The 20,417-nt window shown below is 33.5% G+C and carries 22 protein-coding genes, 1 tRNA gene and 1 riboswitch; of the genes, 3 read left to right on the top strand and 20 right to left on the bottom strand.

Translation table 11 applies throughout. The features are described from left to right. Positions 1-527 precede the first annotated feature (527 nt). From BQ9840_RS13025 to BQ9840_RS09445, 19 genes are all read right to left on the bottom strand, one after another. The gene (locus BQ9840_RS13025; protein WP_077369565.1) at positions 528-1,682 is read right to left on the bottom strand and encodes a flagellin N-terminal helical domain-containing protein; all 1,155 of its coding nucleotides are present in this window, start codon (positions 1,680-1,682) and stop codon (positions 528-530) included. Between the two features lie 184 nt (positions 1,683-1,866). Continuing rightward, complete coding sequence (csrA, locus tag BQ9840_RS09530; RefSeq protein WP_077369564.1) at positions 1,867-2,100, bottom strand: carbon storage regulator CsrA; 234 nt, start codon at positions 2,098-2,100, stop codon at positions 1,867-1,869. Between the two features lies 1 nt (position 2,101). Further along, positions 2,102-2,548 (bottom strand): flagellar assembly protein FliW, encoded by a 447-nt coding sequence (fliW, locus tag BQ9840_RS09525; RefSeq protein ID WP_077369563.1) that lies wholly within the window; start codon positions 2,546-2,548, stop codon positions 2,102-2,104. A 99-nt stretch (positions 2,549-2,647) separates the two neighbouring features. Next, complete coding sequence (locus BQ9840_RS09520) at positions 2,648-3,088, bottom strand: DUF6470 family protein (RefSeq protein WP_077369562.1); 441 nt, start codon at positions 3,086-3,088, stop codon at positions 2,648-2,650. A 168-nt stretch (positions 3,089-3,256) separates the two neighbouring features. Beyond that, the gene (gene flgL, locus BQ9840_RS09515) at positions 3,257-4,216 is read right to left on the bottom strand and encodes a flagellar hook-associated protein FlgL (RefSeq protein ID WP_077369561.1); all 960 of its coding nucleotides are present in this window, start codon (positions 4,214-4,216) and stop codon (positions 3,257-3,259) included. 149 nt (positions 4,217-4,365) lie between these two features. Beyond that, a complete protein-coding gene (flgK, locus tag BQ9840_RS09510; protein ID WP_077369560.1) occupies positions 4,366-5,871 on the bottom strand; it encodes a flagellar hook-associated protein FlgK in 1,506 nt (501 codons plus the stop codon). Between the two features lie 54 nt (positions 5,872-5,925). Next, on the bottom strand, positions 5,926-6,288 hold the full coding sequence (locus tag BQ9840_RS09505) for a four helix bundle protein (RefSeq protein WP_200804915.1): 363 nt from the start codon (positions 6,286-6,288) through the stop codon (positions 5,926-5,928). A gap of 176 nt (positions 6,289-6,464) precedes the next feature. Beyond that, the gene (flgK, locus tag BQ9840_RS09500; RefSeq protein ID WP_077369559.1) at positions 6,465-7,874 is read right to left on the bottom strand and encodes a flagellar hook-associated protein FlgK; all 1,410 of its coding nucleotides are present in this window, start codon (positions 7,872-7,874) and stop codon (positions 6,465-6,467) included. Positions 7,875-7,876: 2 nt separating this feature from the next. Continuing rightward, positions 7,877-8,350: a flagellar protein FlgN gene (locus tag BQ9840_RS09495; protein WP_159436136.1), complete on the bottom strand. Its 474-nt coding sequence runs from the start codon at positions 8,348-8,350 to the stop codon at positions 7,877-7,879. 15 nt (positions 8,351-8,365) lie between these two features. Further along, positions 8,366-8,647: a flagellar biosynthesis anti-sigma factor FlgM gene (gene flgM / locus BQ9840_RS09490; protein WP_077369557.1), complete on the bottom strand. Its 282-nt coding sequence runs from the start codon at positions 8,645-8,647 to the stop codon at positions 8,366-8,368. Between the two features lie 82 nt (positions 8,648-8,729). Continuing rightward, positions 8,730-9,140, bottom strand: coding sequence for a TIGR03826 family flagellar region protein (locus BQ9840_RS09485; RefSeq protein WP_077369556.1), 411 nt, complete (start codon positions 9,138-9,140; stop codon positions 8,730-8,732). 23 nt (positions 9,141-9,163) lie between these two features. Beyond that, a complete protein-coding gene (locus BQ9840_RS09480; protein WP_077369555.1) occupies positions 9,164-9,832 on the bottom strand; it encodes a ComF family protein in 669 nt (222 codons plus the stop codon). A 9-nt stretch (positions 9,833-9,841) separates the two neighbouring features. Beyond that, positions 9,842-12,055, bottom strand: coding sequence for an SF1B family DNA helicase RecD2 (locus tag BQ9840_RS09475; RefSeq protein WP_077369554.1), 2,214 nt, complete (start codon positions 12,053-12,055; stop codon positions 9,842-9,844). Between the two features lie 91 nt (positions 12,056-12,146). Beyond that, on the bottom strand, positions 12,147-12,290 hold the full coding sequence (locus BQ9840_RS09470; RefSeq protein ID WP_077369553.1) for a YvrJ family protein: 144 nt from the start codon (positions 12,288-12,290) through the stop codon (positions 12,147-12,149). Positions 12,291-12,307: 17 nt separating this feature from the next. After that, positions 12,308-12,526, bottom strand: coding sequence for a DUF2922 domain-containing protein (locus BQ9840_RS09465; protein WP_077369552.1), 219 nt, complete (start codon positions 12,524-12,526; stop codon positions 12,308-12,310). A gap of 31 nt (positions 12,527-12,557) precedes the next feature. Continuing rightward, positions 12,558-12,779, bottom strand: coding sequence for a DUF1659 domain-containing protein (locus BQ9840_RS09460; RefSeq protein ID WP_077369551.1), 222 nt, complete (start codon positions 12,777-12,779; stop codon positions 12,558-12,560). 45 nt (positions 12,780-12,824) lie between these two features. Beyond that, positions 12,825-13,382, bottom strand: a complete 558-nt coding sequence (locus BQ9840_RS09455; protein ID WP_077369550.1) for a sigma-70 family RNA polymerase sigma factor — start codon at positions 13,380-13,382, stop codon at positions 12,825-12,827. 183 nt (positions 13,383-13,565) lie between these two features. Next, complete coding sequence (gene metK, locus BQ9840_RS09450; RefSeq protein WP_077369549.1) at positions 13,566-14,753, bottom strand: methionine adenosyltransferase; 1,188 nt, start codon at positions 14,751-14,753, stop codon at positions 13,566-13,568. Positions 14,754-14,814: 61 nt separating this feature from the next. Beyond that, positions 14,815-14,922: riboswitch (SAM riboswitch) on the bottom strand. A 91-nt stretch (positions 14,923-15,013) separates the two neighbouring features. Further along, positions 15,014-15,487 (bottom strand): COG2426 family protein, encoded by a 474-nt coding sequence (locus BQ9840_RS09445; RefSeq protein ID WP_077369548.1) that lies wholly within the window; start codon positions 15,485-15,487, stop codon positions 15,014-15,016. Between the two features lie 210 nt (positions 15,488-15,697). Between BQ9840_RS09445 and BQ9840_RS09440 the strand changes: the two genes are divergently transcribed. The 3 genes from BQ9840_RS09440 (at position 15,698) to BQ9840_RS09430 (ending at position 19,511) form a co-directional block, all read left to right on the top strand. Next, positions 15,698-15,774: transfer RNA gene (locus BQ9840_RS09440), tRNA-Pro, on the top strand. 139 nt (positions 15,775-15,913) lie between these two features. Beyond that, positions 15,914-16,627, top strand: coding sequence for a tRNA lysidine(34) synthetase (locus tag BQ9840_RS09435; protein ID WP_200804914.1), 714 nt, complete (start codon positions 15,914-15,916; stop codon positions 16,625-16,627). A gap of 22 nt (positions 16,628-16,649) precedes the next feature. Then, positions 16,650-19,511 (top strand): phosphodiester glycosidase family protein, encoded by a 2,862-nt coding sequence (locus BQ9840_RS09430; RefSeq protein WP_077369547.1) that lies wholly within the window; start codon positions 16,650-16,652, stop codon positions 19,509-19,511. A 58-nt stretch (positions 19,512-19,569) separates the two neighbouring features. Here the strand turns inward: BQ9840_RS09430 and BQ9840_RS09425 are convergent, their stop codons facing one another. Beyond that, positions 19,570-20,412 (bottom strand): transglycosylase SLT domain-containing protein, encoded by an 843-nt coding sequence (locus BQ9840_RS09425; protein WP_077369546.1) that lies wholly within the window; start codon positions 20,410-20,412, stop codon positions 19,570-19,572. Positions 20,413-20,417 lie beyond the last annotated feature (5 nt).

Here is a 20,417-nt window from a genome sequence, read left to right as displayed (position 1 = left end):
TATCTTCTCAAGACTTAAAGGTAACTCGACTCCCTAAGGTCGTTGAGTAAGCGATTCACACAATTTTAGGAAAACATTAAAATTGGTTCTCTGCTTATCTTAATAATTGAAGCACTGTTTGAGGTGCTTGGTTTGCTTGCGGACCATCAAATAGCTTTCACTATCTGCCAGACTATATCTTCAACCATAATAATGGTTGTTGGGTACTTCGAGGGCACCTCTGCCCCTATGGATCTCATCACCATAGCATTAAGCTTTAGGTGGTACATCCTAGTCGTTGAACCTTCTCCAACCTTTCGATACAGGAGCTCGGCTGCTGATTATCCATTGTTTCATCTCTACTACTTTTTAACCTTTCACGCTTGTCGTTTCCAACTACGTTGTAGGAAGTAGATCTTTAGGAAGTTCCAGCAATTCACCCAATTTGCGATTAGAGATTACTCTCTAATGGACCCGAAACCAACTTCCGTTGGAATTGTTAATTTTAAATTTTACAATTCGCCATTAACAATTTCTAGTTACTTCAACTATCTTAATAATTGAAGTATTCCCTGAGGAAGTGAATTTGCTTGAGCCAACATAGCTGTTGCTGCTTGTTGTAGTATATTTTGTTTTGTGAATTCCATCATTTCTTTTGCCATATCTACGTCTCTGATTCTTGATTCTGATGCTTGTAGGTTTTCTGCTGATGTGTCTAAGTTCTTAATTGTATGTTCTAATCTATTTTGCATAGCACCAAGTTTAGATCTTTCTTCTGAAACAGAGTTAATAGCATTGTTGATTACTGTTATTGCAGTATCTGCAGCTACTTGTGTATTAACTTTAATACCAGCGCCAGTTTTAGAATCTGCATCAGAGAAAGTTGCAGCTGTTAATGTTGCTCCTGTTGTTGCTGTCATTGCAGTAGAAGCTTTAGCTTGAAGTGCGAAAGAAGCATATTTCTCAGCATCGGTACCTTTTAAAGCATTAAGAGCATCTTGTGCTGTTTGTGCTCCTGTTTTCAAAGATAAAGTTATTTTTACAGCTCCAGTTGTAGCAACGCTAACAACTACACCAGTGGTAGAACCTGCTGAAACTTTTACATCCATTGTTAAAGTTCCAGTAGTAATATTTTTTGCTTTAACACCAGCACCTGCAGTTACATCTGTATATGTTCCTTCAGTAACTTTCAATGCTTTTGCGTCCATATTGTTTATTGTCAATTCAACATTTTGTCCTTGATTTGCACCAACATGGAAAGTTAATGCAGCAGTATTTGTAGCTTTATCACCATTTAAAAGCTTTTGTGTATTGAATTCTGTTGTTTCAGCAATTCTTGTAATTTCTCTTGAAAGTTGGTCAACTTCTGCTTGTATTTTATCTCTGTCTACTCCAACATTTGTATCGTTAGCTGATTGTACTGCTAATTCTCTCATTCTTTGAAGAATTGCATGAGTTTCTGTTAATGCACCTTCTGCAGTTTGAATAAGTGAAATGTCATCTTGTGCATTCTTTGAAGCCATGTTTAATCCTCTTACTTGTGCTCTCATCTTTTCACTAATAGCTAGTCCTGCTGCATCATCTCCAGCACGGTTAATTCTAAATCCTGATGATAATTTTTCTAATGATTTTGATGTTGCTGCATTGTTGATTCCTAATTGTCTATGAGTGTTCATAGCCATAAGATTGTTGTTAATTCTCATTATATATTCCTCCCTGAAATTTTATTGTTTCGGCATCCTTGCCAGTCGCCCTATGGGCGAAATTGTGAATTGTGAATTGTGAATTGTGAATTGTGAATTATATAAATTACAATCACAAAATTTATATTTTCCTTTGGCCAAAAGGATTTTTTTGTTTCTTAATATTAATATCGGATGTATAGCATTAAACTTTAGGGTTTTTTAATAATTTTTTTAAATTTTCCATATCTATTTTACTTTGAGAAGCTTTTTGGTTTTCTTCTTGGATTTGTAGGTATATTTCTTTTCTGTGTATGTCTATGTTTCTTGGGGCATCTATGCCTAGTTTTACTTTTCCGTCTTCTATTTCTATTATGGTGATTTCTATGTCATTTCCTATGATGATGCTTTCGTCTTTTTTTCTGGAAAGTATGAGCATATTATTCACCCCTACTTTCTTCTGTTTTAAATATATAGTGCTTGGTTGTGTATCTTTTGTCTTCTAATATAACTTGTTTGGCTAATTTTTCTTTTATATTTATGACAATTGGACCTGTTAGATTGACTGTCATGTCCTCTATCTTTTCTGGTACTACTACTATGGAGTACAATACAACATCGCTTTCATCTTTGATTTTTAGTTTTTCAAGTGCTGATTGAGGAATGACTATGTCATAGTCAGGTTTTATGAAAAAAGGATTAATTATTACAAAGGCTAAATCACCGTTATCCACAGATTGAAGCCAATGAAATGGGTTTTCTTCGTCTGGATTGTTGATAATTATGTATTTTTTTAAGTCTTCAAATCCAGGGATTCCTTCTGGGAAGGTAAGGATGCCTTCTTCGTTTATTTCAATTTCGCCAAAGCTTGAGGTGTGTAATTTCATATTATTTCACTCCTTTTATTTGTTAATGAGTTTGTGAACATTTTAAATTTATGTAGGTGCTTCACGCCAATTGTGAATTTTAAATTGTGAATTGTGGGGTTACAGTTTCACATCTACTAATCCACCCATTGTGGTTTTGTATTTTTGTTCTAGCATGCTTTCTTTGTAGAAGTTTACTTTTCCCATTTCATATTCTATGTTTAGGTGGCCTTCTACTTCTATTTTGGGTCTGCTTTTAGGGATTATATCTACATTGAACTCTTTCTGCCCTAGTCCACTATCAAATGCCGTGTCTGTGATGATATTGAAATTGCCTGTTTCTATTGCTCCCATTGCATTTCCTTCTGATACTATGGTATCTATTCCTTCTGCTGCTTTTGAATAAGCGTATGATACTGAATCTGCTGTAAAATCTTTGGCATTTTTAAGCCCTGCTTCTGCAAAGCATTGATATTGGTCTATTGTTACTCTTGGAAGTTGTCTGTCTATTTGTACTTTTGGATATGTGGTTTGTATACTTAATGGTGTTAAACCGATCATGTTTTCTCACTCCGATCTTATTTTCTCCCTACGGTCGAAAAAATGTTAAATTGTAAATTTTGAATTGTGAATTATGGTACAAATACAAATTTAGCTTTAGCTAAATTTGTATTTGAGCTTTTAATTTAAAATTCACAATTCACAATTTAAAATTGACTTCTTAAGGTCCTACCTTAAGAAGTCCGCTAGGCTTGGTTGTATGATTCTTGCTCCCATGGATAGGCTGGCTCTGTAGATGTTTTCTTCGGTTTTTAACTTTGTTATTACTTCTGCTGGGTTTATACCTTCGTTGTTAGTGATTAGTTCTTGGGTACTTAGATCTTGGGAACTCAATTTTTTCATAGTTAGTTCTAGTCTTTTCATCTTTGCACCTATTTCTGATCTTACTGTTAATACTTGATCCATACAGGTTTGGATTCTAGTTAAGGATTTGTCTACTTCTTCTTTATTTACTTCTCCAGCCAAAGCTTTTTCGAATTTTTCAAATACAGCTATAATATAGCTTTTATTATTTTGATCAACTGCATCTTTTTCAAAAGGTTCAGTTGAATTTGTATCTAATGCATCATCCACTTCTCCAACACCAAATACCTTCATCCCCACCGTATTTACCTTTATAGTTTCAGAAACTCCTATATTATATTCAACTATTTCATCCTTACTCAAATCTACATTATACTTCCCATCTCCATCCAACAGTTTCTTATCGGTCTTATATCCACTAAATAAGTGTCTTCCTGCATAGGTGGAATTTGATATTTCTATAAGGCTTTCTCTTAGTTGAGATACCTCTTCTTTTACCTTTAGAAGATCATCCTTTGAATAAGTATCATTTGCCATTTGAACTGCTAGTACATTTGCTCTATGTAGTACTTCTCCTATTTCTACTAAGGCTGATTCTGTTTCTTTCATCCATGAGTTGGCATCTTCTGCATTTCTTTTGTATTGTTCTATTTTAGAAAGATCAGTGTGATATTTCAAACTTTTACTTACACCTATTGGATCATCAGATGGAACAGAGAATTTCTTCTGTGTGTGCATCTGTTGATTTAGTTTATCAAATCTTAACATATTCTGATTTAAATTAAATAACATATTTGTAATCATCATACCATTGGTAATACGCATATTTTCTCACTCCGTTCGAAAAAATTTTGAATTTTAAATTTTAAATTGTGAATTATGGTGCAAATACAAATTAAGCTTTAGCTTAATTTGTATTTGTTTGTTTTTAATTTAAAATTCACAATTCACAATTCACAATTGGCGTAAGCCTCTTATCTTCCTACTAGTCCTAACCTATTTATAGTGACATCAAGTATGGTATCAAGGGTTGTTATCATTCTTGCTGAGGCAGTGTATACGTGTTGAAATTTAACTATATTACCCATTTCCTCATTTTCTGATACTCCTGATTCTGATTGTCTTCTTTTTACGATATTGTTTATGATCAACTGTTGGGTGCTGTCCATTCTTTGAGCTTGCATACTGTCTACTGCTAAATTAGATAACAGGGATTTGATGAAGTCATCAGGAGTTCCTTTGGACATTCCTTCTGAGAAGAAGTTTTTATCTTCTCTTAAGGCTAATATTTCTAGCATGTTTGTATTGTCTTCTACATTGTTTCCATTATCCTTAGCTACTGCAATATTGCCTACATCTTCTAGTATATCTTTTGAAATAGTTAAATTAGTAGCATTGAACTGTTCGTAATACTTATTTAATTCTTTCTTATATTCTTCATCAGTCATGCCAGTCTTTTCTGGAATTGTCCCTGTAGCTTCATCTACTGCAAAAAACAACTTATTCTTTTCTTCCTTCTTATACCCATATCCCTCTCTATGCACTTCATTTATCCTCTTTGCAAATTCTCTCGCAAACTCATCTAACTTCTCCTGATAAAAAGGTATACCTCTATAGCTGCCTTTTTCTCCATTTTCATCTACCAATTCTATAAGTCCCTTGAGTTCTCCACCTTTTAGATTTAATTTTCCACCATTTGCCCATTGAAGTATTCTTTTGCTATCTGCATTCGTTGGGTCTTCTCTTTTATATTCAATTTCACTTACATAGTCGTGGTCTACTATGGATACTCCACTTATGCTTACTCTGTATTTTCCTTCTGGTGATTCATCTACTTTTACATTGGCTATCTTTGATAGATTGTCTACTAGTAGTTCTCTTTTGTCTCTCAAATCATTGGCACTTTTACCGTCAATTTCTAGAGAATATATTTGTTTGTTTAAACTAGATATTTGATATGCAATATCATTTGCTTGTTTTACTTTTGTATCTATTGAAAACATTGTATCTTTCCTTAGATTTTCTAGTCTCTTTGCTGTTTCATTTATATGTTTTGTAAGTGCTAGAGAAGCTTCTTTTACTGGCTGTCTATAGGAAAAATCAGATGGATTTTTTGATAGTTCATTTATAGATGTAAAGAAATCATCTAAATATTGTCTAAAACTACTATTAGAAGGTTCTCCAAATAATTTTTCTATTTCCATTAGTTTTTCCTTTTTTACTTCCCATTCTCCTTTTGGAGCATTTTCGTTCCAATATTTAAAGTCCACATAGGAATCTCTTATCCTGACTACATCATATATTTCTGTTCCTGTTCCTAAGAATCCTATTCCTGGTAGGTTCATAGGATTTGTGGCTCTTTGTTTTGCAACTTGTCTTGAATAGCCTTCTGTTGTCATATTTTGTATATTATGATTTGTAATGTATAATGCTCTTTGACTTGCTAGAAGTCCTGAAACTGCTGTATTGAATCCAAACATATATTTACTCCCTCCGGTCGTAAAAATTTTAAATTTTAAATTGTGAATTGTAAATTATTCTGAATTGGACTTAGTTGTTATTAATATCTTTGTTAATATACTTATTAATTCATCACAGTCCTTTATAATACTATTTGCGTAGTCTTCTTTTAGTTCCCCACTGTCTTTTAATAATCTAAGCCAATATCTTGTTTCAAATGCTTCTTTTTGTGCTATTGACAGCTTATGTATGAAATCTTTTCTACTTTGTGCAGAACATGCTTCTTCTATGTTCGCTCCTATACTTGTACCACTTCTTAACACTTGATTAGATAGCACATATTCCCTTTTTTCATTAATTAAATACTTGTTCATTTTTACAATTCGAAGAGCAAAATCATAACTTTTATCTCTAATAATATTAGCTATTTTTCTCACTCCGATCTTATTTTCTCCTTTTGGTCGAAAAAATGTTAAATTGTAAATTTTGAACTGTGAATTATGGTGCAAATACAAATTAAGCTAAAGCTTAATTTGTATTTGGTTGAATTTATTCTTTTAATTTAAAATTTATAATTTACAATTCACAATTGGAAGATAAAATGCTTTGCATTTTATCTTCCCACTATTCCCATTCTATTTACTATGTTTTCTACCATCTCATCTATGGCGTTGACTACTCTGGAGTTGGCTATGTAGGAGTGTTGATATTTTAGCATGTCTGCCATTTCTTCATCTAGGGATACTGCTGAGATGGCACCTTTTCTATCTTCTATTTGTTTTATGAGTATTTCTTGATTTAGTGTAATACTTCTTGCTTTGTTTCTTTCTACACCTAGGGTGGATATTATGTCTCTGTAAAAATTATCGAAAGTCATATCCTTTAATTCTTTATTAATCTCATCTCTAAGTTTCAGTATATCTTTGATGTTCTCTCCATCTCCCAATGCTCCAGACTTGGATACTGCTATTTTGTTGAAGTTTCCTAGTTCTGGATTGACTCTGATATTGGCTGCATTGATTTCTCCACCTGAACCTATGAAAAATTCAATCTCTTCATTAGTCTTTCCATCCCAATCCAAACTTTTTCCATTCTTGTGTACCTCATTTATCTCATCTGCCATAGTCTTAACTAACTCATTCAAACTCTTCCTATACTTTTCCACAGCTTCATCTCTTGCATCTATATATCCGCCAAGTTCTCCTTTTCCTTGTAAATCAATTTTCTCATTAGTGTCAGACCAATAGATGTTTCCATAGCCTTTATTGTCTTTAACAATTTTTAATGGATTCATATAGTTTCCGTTGATTAAGTCTCTTCCATTTAGAGAGATTACTACTTCTCCAGTGTATTTTTCATAATAGGTGATAGGGAGTTTTTCAGATAGTTTGTCCAACAATTCATTTCTACTATCTCTAAAGTCATTTGCTCTTATATTTTCTCCCTGTCCTTCTCCTAGTTTTATCTTTTCATTAAAAAACATTACATCTTCTAAAATATTGTTTATTTCATCTACTTCATTTAATATCTTTTTATTTAGATTCAGCTGAAGATTGTCTAGCTGAGTATCTATATGATTTACAGTTTCTACAAAGGCTACAGCACTTTCATGGACTAGACCCCTCATTGTAATGCTATCTGGCTTCTGATATAGTTCAGACCAGCTATCCCAAAAATTTGACATTACCTTTTGTAGTCCACTGTTGGTTTGTTCGTTGAATATCATTTCTACCTCGTGAAGTACATCACTAGTAGCACTCCAATATCCATGTATCTCCATTTCTCTTCTAAGTCTCAAGTCAATAAATTCGTCACGAATTTGCCTGATTTCTTCTACATGGACTCCTGTACCCATTTGCATATTTCCAACTTGAGTTGTTGAATACCTATTACTTGCATGTATGGCACTTTGTCTCACGTATATAGGGTTGTTGGAATTGGAAATATTGTGAGATATTGTATCTAATGCTTTTTTGTTTGCATATAATCCTGATATAGAAATATACAGTCCTCCAAATGACATATCTACACCTTCCTATCAAATAAGCTATTATTGCTTTTCATATTTCCCTCTCCTTTACTATAGGTAGAAGGAGTTTGTACGCTTGTTAGTAAGTTTAAATTAAACTCAACCCAATCTATATTGTCTGCTAAAAGTTGACTATTTAATTTGTTTTTTTCATCTATTATCTCTATGATTTTATATAGTTCTTCCCCTAGTTTTCCTATGTCTTCCTTTTCATCTTCTGGAAGATTGGATATGATAATAGAAAGAGAGGTGTTTGTCTTTAGCCCCCAACTGTCAAGAAGCCTTTCCCTCTCTACTTCTAATGTTCCCACTCTGTTTATTAGCTCTTGTTCGACTCTAGTTATTCTCTCTAGAGTTTCTAAGTCTTCATCTATCAATACTTGAGTCTTTTCTTCTGTAATATCCTTTAAATCTATGAGTGTTTTTAGCTGCTGAGTTAAAACAGCTTCTAATTCTTCTTTAAAAGTCAAAATATCACCACCATATTAAGCTCTTTTATCAAAGCTAATATTTCCCATCATCTTCTCTACTATTTTTTCACCATCTACTTTATAAGTTCCTGTTTTTATCTCATGCTTAATCTTCTCAACTTTATCTTTTCTGATATCTGGAATATCTTTTAGGCTATTGACTGCATTTTGAAATTCAATTGCCTTTTCTGATAATTTCAATTCATCCTTTTTTCCATTGCCTTTTGCTAATTCTGTTTTCTTTATGTTTTGAGTATTATACACTTGAAGTATTTTATCCACTTTATTAATTTTCATAAAAACACCCCATTTTTCCTTTCTTTTCTCAATACTATTATCGGAAACAATGGGGTATTACTTTAATATTTTATTTTTATTATTAATTACGTCTTCTATCCTTGACTCCAAGCCTTTGTTTTAGTTCTCCAGTATGAAGTTCGCTTGGATCTTTTCTGCCACCTATGGCTTCTCTCATCTCTTTTTGCATCTCTAGAGTACATTTGTCACAAAATCTCCCAGTCTTAATAGGCTGTCCACATCTTTCGCAAGCTAAGAATATATTGTTGTCTCCTTTTATTTCTAATCTACCTTCTTTTAGGAAAGCAATTATCTTTTGAGTATCTACTCCTGTCTCTTCAGATACTTCAGTTATATTTGCATCAGGATACTCATCTATATATTCTTTTATAGTTTGAAAATCCTTTTCATCTTCTCTCCTACATTTTGGACAGATCTTAAAATTATCATATACATAAATATTACCACAACGTGTACAATTTCTTACATCCATCAAATCACCTTCTTAATTTATTATTATCTATTTTTCCCAGAGGTAATTGCCAAGGCATAAACCTTCTTACCTCCAGATTCTAACAATACTTTCCCACATTCATTTAGTGTTACTCCTGTAGTAATTATATCGTCAATTAGAAGAATTTCTTTATCAAAAAATTCATCTTCATATTTAATTTTAAAAGCTCCACTAATATTTTCAAGTCTTCTACTTCTTGATAATTTGTTTTGAGCCATAGTGTTTTTAGTTCTCACTAGATTTCCCACTGAAACTTTGATATCCAGTGATTGTCCTATATATTGAGCCACTAGTTCTGATTGGTCAAATCCTCTCTGGGCCTTTCTTTTCCTATGTATTGGGACATAGGTTATTATATCTATATTTTTAAAAAGCTCTACACTTTCAATGCTTTGTTTTAGAATTTCACCAAAGGTTTTATATAGATAACTACATCTATAGTATTTGTATTTATATATTTTTTCCCTAACATATTCATTGAAGAATAGTGAATATATCCCGCTTTCTATATAGGGAGAGTCAATATTTATCTCCTTGTTTAGAAACTTAAGCTTATCTATACAATCTTGGCATAGAAAGTATGGAGCATCTACTTCTATTTTTTCTCTACAAAAAAGGCATATATTATTATCAGGGAAAAGCAAACTATTGAGCCCATCAAATAGTCCCATAATATCCTCCTAAAACATAGTGAATATCTGCCTAAGTTTGTTGTCAAGGCCGGAGTATCTCTTTGCAATCCTATTGTTTTTGATCATCATATAAAGATATTTTTCTTGCCCTACAAGTACTACTAATTGTTTTGCTCTTGTAATGGCGGTGTAAAGTAGATTTCTCGTAAGTAACATTGGTGGACCCCAAGATATTGGCATGATGACTACTGGAAATTCACTGCCTTGACTTTTGTGAACTGTAGTAGCATAGGCTAGTTTTAATTCATCCAGTTGTTTGAATTCATATTCTACTTCTTTTTCTCCATCAAATAGTACCTTAACTATTCTATCTTCTTCATCTATATGAGTTATAAATCCAAAGTCACCATTATATACTCCTTCTCCTTCTTCTATTACTCTATTATCATCATATATTTTCCACTCGGTAGTGTAGTTGTTTTTTATCTGCATTACCTTATCTCCTACACGAAATAGCTCATTGCCCATCTTTTTTTCTGCTTTTCCATAACCTTTGGGATTGAGTATTTCTTGTAGATGCTTGTTTAGGGAGTTTATACCCACTTCTCCTTTTTTCATAGGAGTAAGCACTTGAATATCTGCCAATGAGTCATATCCATTGAAGTTAGGAAGTCTTCTATTGCATAAATCCAATATAGTTGAAACTATTTCTTTGGGATCACTTTTGGGAATAAAGTAGAAGTCCTTGTCTTTTACGTTTAAAAATGGAGGTTCTCCCTTGTTAATCCTATGAGCGTTTACTACTATCATACTTTCTTCTGCCTGTCGAAATATCTCATCTAGCATAACTACTTTTACAATTCCACTGTCTATAATATCTCTTAGTACATTACCTGGTCCTACAGAAGGAAGTTGGTCTATATCTCCTACAAATACTACTCTTGTCCCTGGTATGATAGCCTTCATGAGATGATTCATAAGAATAATATCTACCATAGAAGTTTCATCTATTATGACCACATCTGCCTCTAGGGGAGTGTCTTCATCTCTGCCAAAGCCCATTTCTGCTTCCATAAAGGAATATTCTAATAGTCTGTGAATGGTCTTGGCTTCTCTGTTAGATGCTTGACTCATCCTCTTTGCAGCTCTCCCTGTAGGTGCAGCCAATGCTATGGTTAAATTTTCCCTTTCGAATAGCTGTATTATGGCATTTATAGTGGTGGTCTTCCCTGTTCCAGGGCCTCCTGTTATTACTACCATTCCATTTTCTACAGCTTCTTTAATGGCTTCTTTTTGTTTAGCTGCAAATCTTATTCCCTCTTCTTCTTCAATTTTTTCTATTCCCTTTTCTATATCTATATTCAATGAGTCCAACTCAACTCTAGAGAGTTCTACTATTTTCTTACTAACATTAGCCTCTGCTCTGTAAAAGGGCATATAGTATACTAATATCTCTTCTTCTCCATTTTCAAGTTGGATTTCACCTTTTATGGCCAAGTCTCTGATGGATTCCTCTATAGACTCTTCTTCTACTTCTAGCATTTCTTTTGACTTATTCAATAGTTCTTTTTTTGGTACAAAACTGTGACCACTGCCTGCATAGTCCATTAGAATAAATTTTATTCCTGCGTTTATTCTATAGGGGGAGTCTTTTTCAATTCCCATACTTTGAGCTATTTTGTCTGCTGTTTTAAATCCTATGCCAAATACATCTTCCGAGAGTCTATATGGGTTTTCTGAGATGATCTTTACTGTTTCATTTCCGTATTTCTTATATATTCTCACCCCATAGGATGGGCTGATGTCATATTGTTGCAAGAATATCATTATTTCTCTTAGTTCTCTTTGTTCTTGAAAGGCTTCAAGGATTTTTTCTATCTTTTTGTCTCCGATTCCATCTATCTCTTTTAGCCTTTCTGGATTCATTTCTATAATGTCTATGGACTCCATTCCAAATCTTTCAACTATCTTTTTTGCAGTTTTGGGTCCTATGTAGGGGATGAGTCCTGATGAGAGATATTTTTCTATACCGTTTAGTGTAGCAGGAACTACTGTAGAGATGTTTTCAATTTTTATTTGTTCACCATAATTAGGATGATTCATCCATTCCCCCTCTACCTTTATGGTCTCTCCTATATTTACAAAGGGAATATAGCCAACTATGGTGACTACATCATCTGTTGACTCTAATATGGCTACAGTATATCCATTTGTCTCATTTCTAAATATTACTTCTTCTATAGTTCCCTCGATGCTTATCAAAACAATTCCTCCATTATCCTTATCATTATGATAATTATACCATAGAAAAAAACCCTTGACTTATATTTGCTATAATAAGTCAAGGGTTTTTTTAGTTCATGCTAGCTATTGTTTTAGATAGCTCATTTATGCTTTTAGTGAGTTCATTGAGTTTTCCTTCTATTCTAACTAGAAGATATATTGAAATCACTATTGGAAAGCCTAAATTTGCTATTTGAGTATATAGATTTTCCATGATGGTCTCCTTTTACACTAAATTTCCAAATCTTCAACTGTAGTTTTCACTAGTCTAGCCCCTACTGTGGCAACCATGCCACCTCCATCGTAGTTGAAAATATTTTTAGCAACTAATGTATCCATTGCTGTTTTCACTTCTACTCCGGTTAAGTCAGCTTTTGGCTCATCTACAGATAGGGTGATTTTTTTGTCTGCATTATTTTTGAAGATCAATTCTAGTTTTGACTTTTCCATCTGCTCACCTCCTTTTAACTATTTTTAACTATTACTCTTCTGATAGATAAACTTCCTCAATCTTTTTCACTTTTAGTAGTGCTTTTTCTTGAAGACCAGCTAGGGTTGTTCCTACTGCATAAATGTCTTCATTTGCTGCATCTACTTTTACTTTAGAGAAAGTTTTGCTTTTGATGATTTGCTTATCACCTTTCATTCCTCCGTCTAGTTCTAGCTTCAATTTTCTAGCTTCTCTAGTTTCTTTAACTGCCATGTTATCACCTCCTTATACTCTTTATATAGAAGTGGAAGATGATTTTTACCATTGGCAATTTTTTAAACATAGTTCTAGGGCTCTGGTTTTGGTATTTACTACTGTTCTGTAGCTTATACCTAGTTTTTTGGATATTTCACCTATGGACAGTTCATCTATATAGAATAATATTAAGACTTCTCTTTGCCTTTCTGTTAGTTTAGACAATGCATCTATTAGAGATTCATTTGATTCCTTCATTAGATAATCTTCTAGGGGGTTTTCTTCTCCTTCTAATAGTTCTATTAATTCGACTCCATCTTCTCCTAATGTTTCATTTAGAGAAAAAGTCTTCTTTTCTTTGTGTTTATTTAGATATAGAAATTTCAACTTAACTTTTATATATCCTAAAAAGTTCACACCTCTGTTTTCATCATAGTCAACTATACATTTTAGTATCTCCTCATAGCCTTCTTGGATTAGGTCTTCATACTGGCTGTAGTTGTTATAATACCTCTTTATTGAGCTTATGATTAGGGGATTTAGCTTTTGTAATAAATTTTGCTTTGCTAGATTGTCTCCATTTTTACTTAATATCCTCAAATCATCTATTTCTTTGTACATAGTTTTCCTCCAAGGAAAGCTAGCTTTCGTTTATTACCGGTAGTTAGATATTACCTCAGAAAATAGAATAAAAAAAAAGCAGAATGACGCCTTTTCATCATTCTACTTTTTAAGAAATTCTTCTTTTCTATTCTTTTTTTGTTAGAATTGTACTAATTCTGCCTATGTTTTACTTAGAATTAGTTATTTTCCTAATCCTTCACTTCTTAGTGTTTCTGCTTTGTCAGTTCTTTCCCATGTAAGATCTAAGTCAAGTCTACCAAAGTGTCCATAGCTTGCAATTTGTTTGTATATAGGTTTTCTTAAATCTAATTTGTCTATAATAGCTGCAGGTCTTAGGTCAAAGTGTTTTCTTACTAATTCTTCGATTCTATTGTCATCAATCTTTCCAGTTCCAAAGGTATCAACATAGATGGAAAGTGGTTTAGCTACTCCTATAGCATAAGCAAGGCCTACTTCACATTTGTCAGCTAATCCTGCTGCTACGATGTTTTTAGCTACATATCTTGCAGCATAGCAAGCTGATCTGTCTACTTTTGTTGGGTCTTTTCCTGAAAAAGCTCCACCACCATGTCTACCATAACCACCATAGGTATCTACTATTATCTTTCTACCTGTAAGTCCAGCATCGCCCATAGGTCCACCTACAACAAATCTTCCTGTAGGATTTACATAGTATTTAGTGTTTTCATCTAGCATATCTTCTGGAACTATCTTTGATATTACTTCTCTTATGATATCTTCTCTGATAGTCTCTAATTCTACATCTGGACAGTGTTGTGATGAAACTACTATACTTTCAATTCTCACTGGCTTGTTGTCATGGTATTCAACAGTTACTTGAGTCTTACCATCTGGTCTAAGATATGAAAGTGTGCCATTCTTTCTCACTTCTGTAAGTCTTCTAGATAGTCTATGTGCTAAGGATATAGGTAATGGCATAAGTTCTTCTGTTTCGTTGCAAGCATAACCAAACATCATACCTTGGTCTCCAGCACCTATTTTATTGTATTCATCTTCTTTATTTTGTTTGTGTTCTTGAGCTTCGTTTACTCCCATAGCGATATCTGGTGATTGCTCGTTTATTGATGTAAGAACAGCGCAAGTTTCTCCGTCAAATCCATATTTTGCCCTTGTATAACCGATTTCTTTTACAGTTTCCCTTACAATATGAGGAATGTCTACATAACAATTTGTAGTGATTTCTCCTGCTACCAATACCATTCCAGTAGTAACAGCAGTCTCACAAGCTACCCTAGCATAAGGATCTTGTGCTATTATGGCGTCTAATATGGCGTCTGAAATTTGATCACAAACTTTATCTGGGTGGCCCTCAGTAACTGATTCTGATGTAAATAACCACTTTTTCATTAAAAGTACCTCCTTAAAATTTAAAAGCCTTTTCCAAAAGGAAAAGGCAATTTTTGTCATTACCTCATCTTCCAGAATTAATATTCTGTGGGATTTAGCACCGTCACAGCTTCACCTGTGGGTTGCCGGGTTTCATAGGGCCCATTCCCTCCACCACTCTTGATAAGGCATCAAGATTTTTATTAATTTAGACTAATTTTAACATAAGTTTTGTTTTATGTCAACAAAAGATAAAGGACAGTGAACCTGTCCCCATGTCCCTAAAATACGGCTATTATGTTAGAGCTTAATGTATATACTATGATTCCAGCAGCTATTACCCCAGATATTATGGATGTTAGTGCATTTTTGAAGTCTATTTTTAGTAGTGTTGCAGCTATGCATCCTGTCCAAGCCCCTGTAGTTGGAAGGGGTATTGCTACTAGTATGAATAGACCAAATATAGAGTATTTCTTGATTTTATCCCTACTTCTTTTTAGGGTTCTTCTCTTTACCCATTGGATTGTCTTTGAAAAGAGCTTGGTGTTTTCTAAATAGTTCATTATTGGTTCTAATAGCTTAAGCAAGAAAGGTACTGGTATAATATTTCCTATGATGCTTAAAACTGTACTTTCCCATGGAGTAAAACCCATGGTTATCCCTAGAGGAATTGCTCCTCTCAATTCAGAAAGAGGCATAGCAGCAACTAGCATTACCATTAGTTCTTCCTTTATTGTTTCAAATATTTCAATCATTCTGCACTCCTCCTTTTGGCTATTAGTTAATTATATTCTATGTATTATTATAAATACCTTTATTGTTTTAAAAATAATTTAAAAAAATGAGAAAAAGTTAGATTAATGTAGATACAACGAGAAACATCAAATATATTACGGTTTTTGGCCTATTTTGATATGTTGCATATAAAGAGAAAATCCCCTATACTATAATAGTCGACGGGATGACGGGGTGTAGCGCAGTTTGGTAGCGCACGTGGTTTGGGACCATGGGGCCGGGGGTTCGAATCCCTCCACCCCGACCATCGAAAGAGGATTGATTAATTTCAATCCTTTTTTTATTTTTTGATTATTGCCTTTGTCAATGTATTGTAATGTATTTGTAACCTAATTGATATATTTAAATTATATAATGAAGATAGTTTCTCTATTAGAAGGGTTGGTATGATGAAAAAAATACTAGGATGTATGCGAAGAGCTATACAAGATTTTGAATTAATTGAAACTGGAGACAAGATAGGGGTTGGATTGTCCGGGGGAAAAGATAGTATGGTTCTGTTAAAAGCCCTAAAACAGTATCAATCTTTTAGCCCAGTGGATTTTCAATTGGAAGCCTTTACTGTGGATTTAGGTTTTGATGGATTTGACACTGATACCATTAGGTCCTATTGCAATAGTTTAGACGTACCATTGAATTTAAGTAAAACTAGAATAAGTGAGATTGTTTTCAATGTTAGAAAAGAAAAAAATCCTTGTTCTCTATGTGCTAAAATGCGTAAGGGTGCCATTCACAATGCACTAAAGGAACGAGGATTCAACAAATTAGCATTTGCCCATCATTCAGACGATGCATTAGATACACTTTTCTTAAGTATGTTATATGAAGGAAGAATCAGTACCTTAAAACCCCTTACCTATCTATCTAGAAAAGATATATATTTAATACGTCCATTTCTATACCTATCAGAACAAGATATAATAGGAGCCATCCAAAAATACGATATACCTGTAGTAAAAAATCCTTGTTATGTAGACAAATTAACCAAAAGGGAACATGTTCACAACCTTCTAACAGAGATATATAAAGAGGTTCCTGGGTCTAGAGAAAGACTCCTTACATCTTTAAAGAACGAGGATGGTTTAAACCTTTGGTTTTAATATTAAGTGAGGTGAAGAAAATATGAACAAATTTATTAAAAAATTTGCAGTAAGCTTATTAGCTCTCTCCATTATACTAAGCAGTAATTTGCTTCCATTCGCTAAGGCAAGTAATGCACAATCTCTTCCCTTTGTCATCTATGAAAATAAAGATTCTGAACATCTTTCAAGCGGAGTAGTACATGAGCATGTACAGAGGTTTACTGCAAAAGGTTGGTGGAATATAAATGTACTTAGAGTGGATTTACAAGATGAGTACACAGAAGTAAAGGGACTATTTAGCAATAAGGGAATCTCTAAAAGGGAAAAAGTAAGCACTATGGTAAATGAATCAAATGCAATTGCAGGAGTCAATGGAGACTTTTTCAATTATAAACCTTTTGCAAGTCCAATTGGAACTCTTATTAATGATGGTGAAATAATATCCTCTCCTATGGAAAGACAATATGCTAAACCTGCTTTTGTATTGGATAATAATAAGAATGTGCAGATTGCATATTTTGATAAGAAATTGGCAGCTGTATCATCAGCTACAGGCAAAGAAGTTATACTTTCTGCTATAAATAAGGCTAGTCAAGCTTATGCAGAAGTTATGCTTTACAACAAACATTGGGGAGCTCAATCTATTGGAAACAAACTACACAATGATCTTATTGAGATAGTGGTTATAGATGATGTTGTTACAGAAGTGAGAATCGGACAACCTCCTATAGCTATCCCAGAGAATGGATATGTTCTTGTAGGTAGAGAGAGAGTTAAGGACAGACTTTTAGACAACTTCCATGTAGGAGATACTGTACAATTAAATCTTACTACTACACCAAATCTTGAAAACATCAAAATGGCCATCGGTGGAGGAAGTATTATCCTTAAAGATGGAGTACCTATGAATTCTCACAATATCGCACCAGGGCTAGCACCTAGAACTGGAATGGGTGTTTCTCAAGATGGGAAGGAACTTATCATTGCAACTATAGATGGTAGAGACACTTCTTATAAAGGTGTTAATGAAAAAACTTTTGGTTCAATATTAAAAGAACTTGGTTCATATAATGCCATAATGTTTGATGGTGGTGGCTCAACAGCTATGGCTGTAAAATATGTAGATGAATCACAAGCTAAACTTGTGAATAGACCCTCTGATGGTGGAGAAAGAAAGGTAATCAATGGCGTTGGACTTTTTTCAAATGCACCTAAGGGAGAACTTGCAAGTATTAAGATTTCTACAGATGATAAATTCATGTTTGCTAATACTACAAGAAGATTTAAGATAAAGGGATATGATCAATATCACAATCCTATTGAAGTAGATCAAAACAACGCAGTATTTACTGTGGAAGGAGTAAATGGAGAAATTAATGGCAATACCCTAAAAGCCCTATCTCCTGGAAAAGCTAAAGTAAGAGCAAATTATAATGGTATTACTGCTGATATTGATATGGTTGTATTGGATAAAGTAGCTGATATTGTAACTGAAACTGAACGCTTCACAGTAGATATCAATAGTCAGAAAAACTTAGGAGTATTCTATGCAAAAGATAAAGATGGTTTTCAAGCACTAGTATATCCTGAAGATGTGAAGTGGGAAGTTACAGGAAATATTGGACATGTTCAAGATGGAATATTCTATAGCGGAAATACTATTACCTCTGGTGCTATTACAGCAAGAATTGGAACTGGAGTAGAAAATATATTAGTAGCAGTAGGAAGTAAGGGAACTAAGGTGGATTCTCTTGATGATATAAGTAGATTTAGCTTTAGCTCTTATCCTAAAGAAGTAACAGGAAGTATTTATCCAGCTATAGAAGCTAAGGAAGGAAATGGGGCAATAGCTCTTAAGTATGACTTCACTAGTGGAGAAGGAACTAGAGCTTGTTATGTAAATCTAAGACCTAATGGTGAACAAGGATTATCAATTGAAGGAAATCCTTCTAAACTAGGCCTTTGGGTATATGGTGATGAAGGAACAGGCTGGCTTAGAGGAAATATCACAGATAGCAAAGGTCAATCATATTATATAGACTTTGCAAAGAATATTGATTGGACTGGTTGGAAGCATGTAGTAGCAGATATACCTTCTAATGTATCTTATCCTATTAAATTGGATAGAATATATTTAACTGAAATAGATTCAGTTAAGAAATATACTGGAGAAATATACTTAGATGAACTAGTAGCTCAATACCCTGTTAAGTTTGAAAATGTTCAATTGCCAACTGCAAGTGTTATGAAAGATGAAAGAAATGTAAATGTCGCTAAAAATAAGAATGGATTTTCCTTTGCAGTTACATCTGCACCACAAAATTTAGACGAAGTAGTAGGCTATAAGGCTAGTGACAAAATACTTGCTAATGTAAACAAGCACAATGTAGCTATTTACTTAGGTGGTAGTTCTAATGAGTTCAAGAATGCATCTAAGGCAAAGGCTAATATCGATATAGTTAAAGGATACAAACCATATAGGTATAACAATAATCTATTGATTATAAAAGCTGATGACTCTAAAAATGGCTTGAGAGCATCTAATCCAGAACAATGGTTATGGTTAAAAAATGACTTGGAAAATTCTAAAGAAAAAAATATAGTACTTGTTCTTCCAAAACCTATATTTGGCAGTGGTGGATTTACAGACAAATTAGAGGCAAATCTACTACATGAAATATTATCAGAAACCAAGTTAAATGGAAAAGACATATGGGTTGTTCATGGAGGAAATGAAAATAGTGCAAATTTGAAGGATGGAATTAGATATATTCAAGTAAATTCAAAGGGAATTACTAATCCAGAAGATATATATAATTTGAGTATTGCTGAATTTACTGTAAATGGCGACAATATCACATATCAAATAAAAACTATTTTTCAAAAACCTCAAATTCAGTAGGAATTAGTCCTACAAAGACGAAAAGAGCTGCTTTAATTAGCAGCTCTTTTTCTTATCTTTATTCTTCTTTTAACTTTAGCCAATTTCCAAATATCCAACCTGTTTTATTGTCCTGTGTTTTTACTTTATAAAAATAAAAGCCTTTTTTTAGTTTTGGTCCTTCTAATATGGTCATGGAAGTGTTTTGTTTTACTTTCCCTATTTCCTTGCCATAAGGTGTGTTTTGTAGTACTAAGAACTTCTTTCCATCTGGTACTACTACATCCCCTACATTATAGGTGATTATATCTCCTTTGTGAATAGTATCTGGAGATTTTATCTTACCGCCTTTTTTGGGTACTCCTCTAGATTGTATACTTCCTCTACTTATTGGTGTGATCTTTTGACCATAATCCTTATTGGCAATACTATATATTTTAGATTGATAAGTATTTTCTCTTACATTTGGATTGTTTCTCTCTAATAGTCCATTGTAAGCCCAAAGGGCAAAGTACCAATTTTCCAATACATTTGGGTCCATATCTCCTATTTGAGGCATTCGACTATTTGCATATCTCCATTTGCTCAATAGTAAATCTGCACCGGACTCAATATTGTATATAGGGTCTTCCTTTAGCTTTTTTTCATTGTAGCCACTTGATCTATGGACTTGCATTATCCCTAGATTTCCACCTCTGCTGGCTACAACTGAACCATCTGTGTTAAACTGTTTCAATGAACTTTCAGCTTTTGCTATAGATTTTAGAATAACACTTGGAATTCCCCTTTTCCTAGCTACTTCTTCAATCATTTTTTCAACTTCTGCTTTTGACAATTTTTTGTTTACATCACAATATCCTACGCTAATAATTCCCACCATTATCATGAGTGCCAAAAGGATTGAGACTATCTTTTTACTCATGAAAC

The sequence above is a fragment of the Anaerosalibacter sp. Marseille-P3206 genome, assembly GCF_900155565.1.
GTDB lineage: Bacteria > Bacillota > Clostridia > Tissierellales > Sporanaerobacteraceae > FUHM01.
Note: the sequence above shows the minus strand (reverse complement) of the source record. Positions and strands in the feature narration are given on the sequence as shown.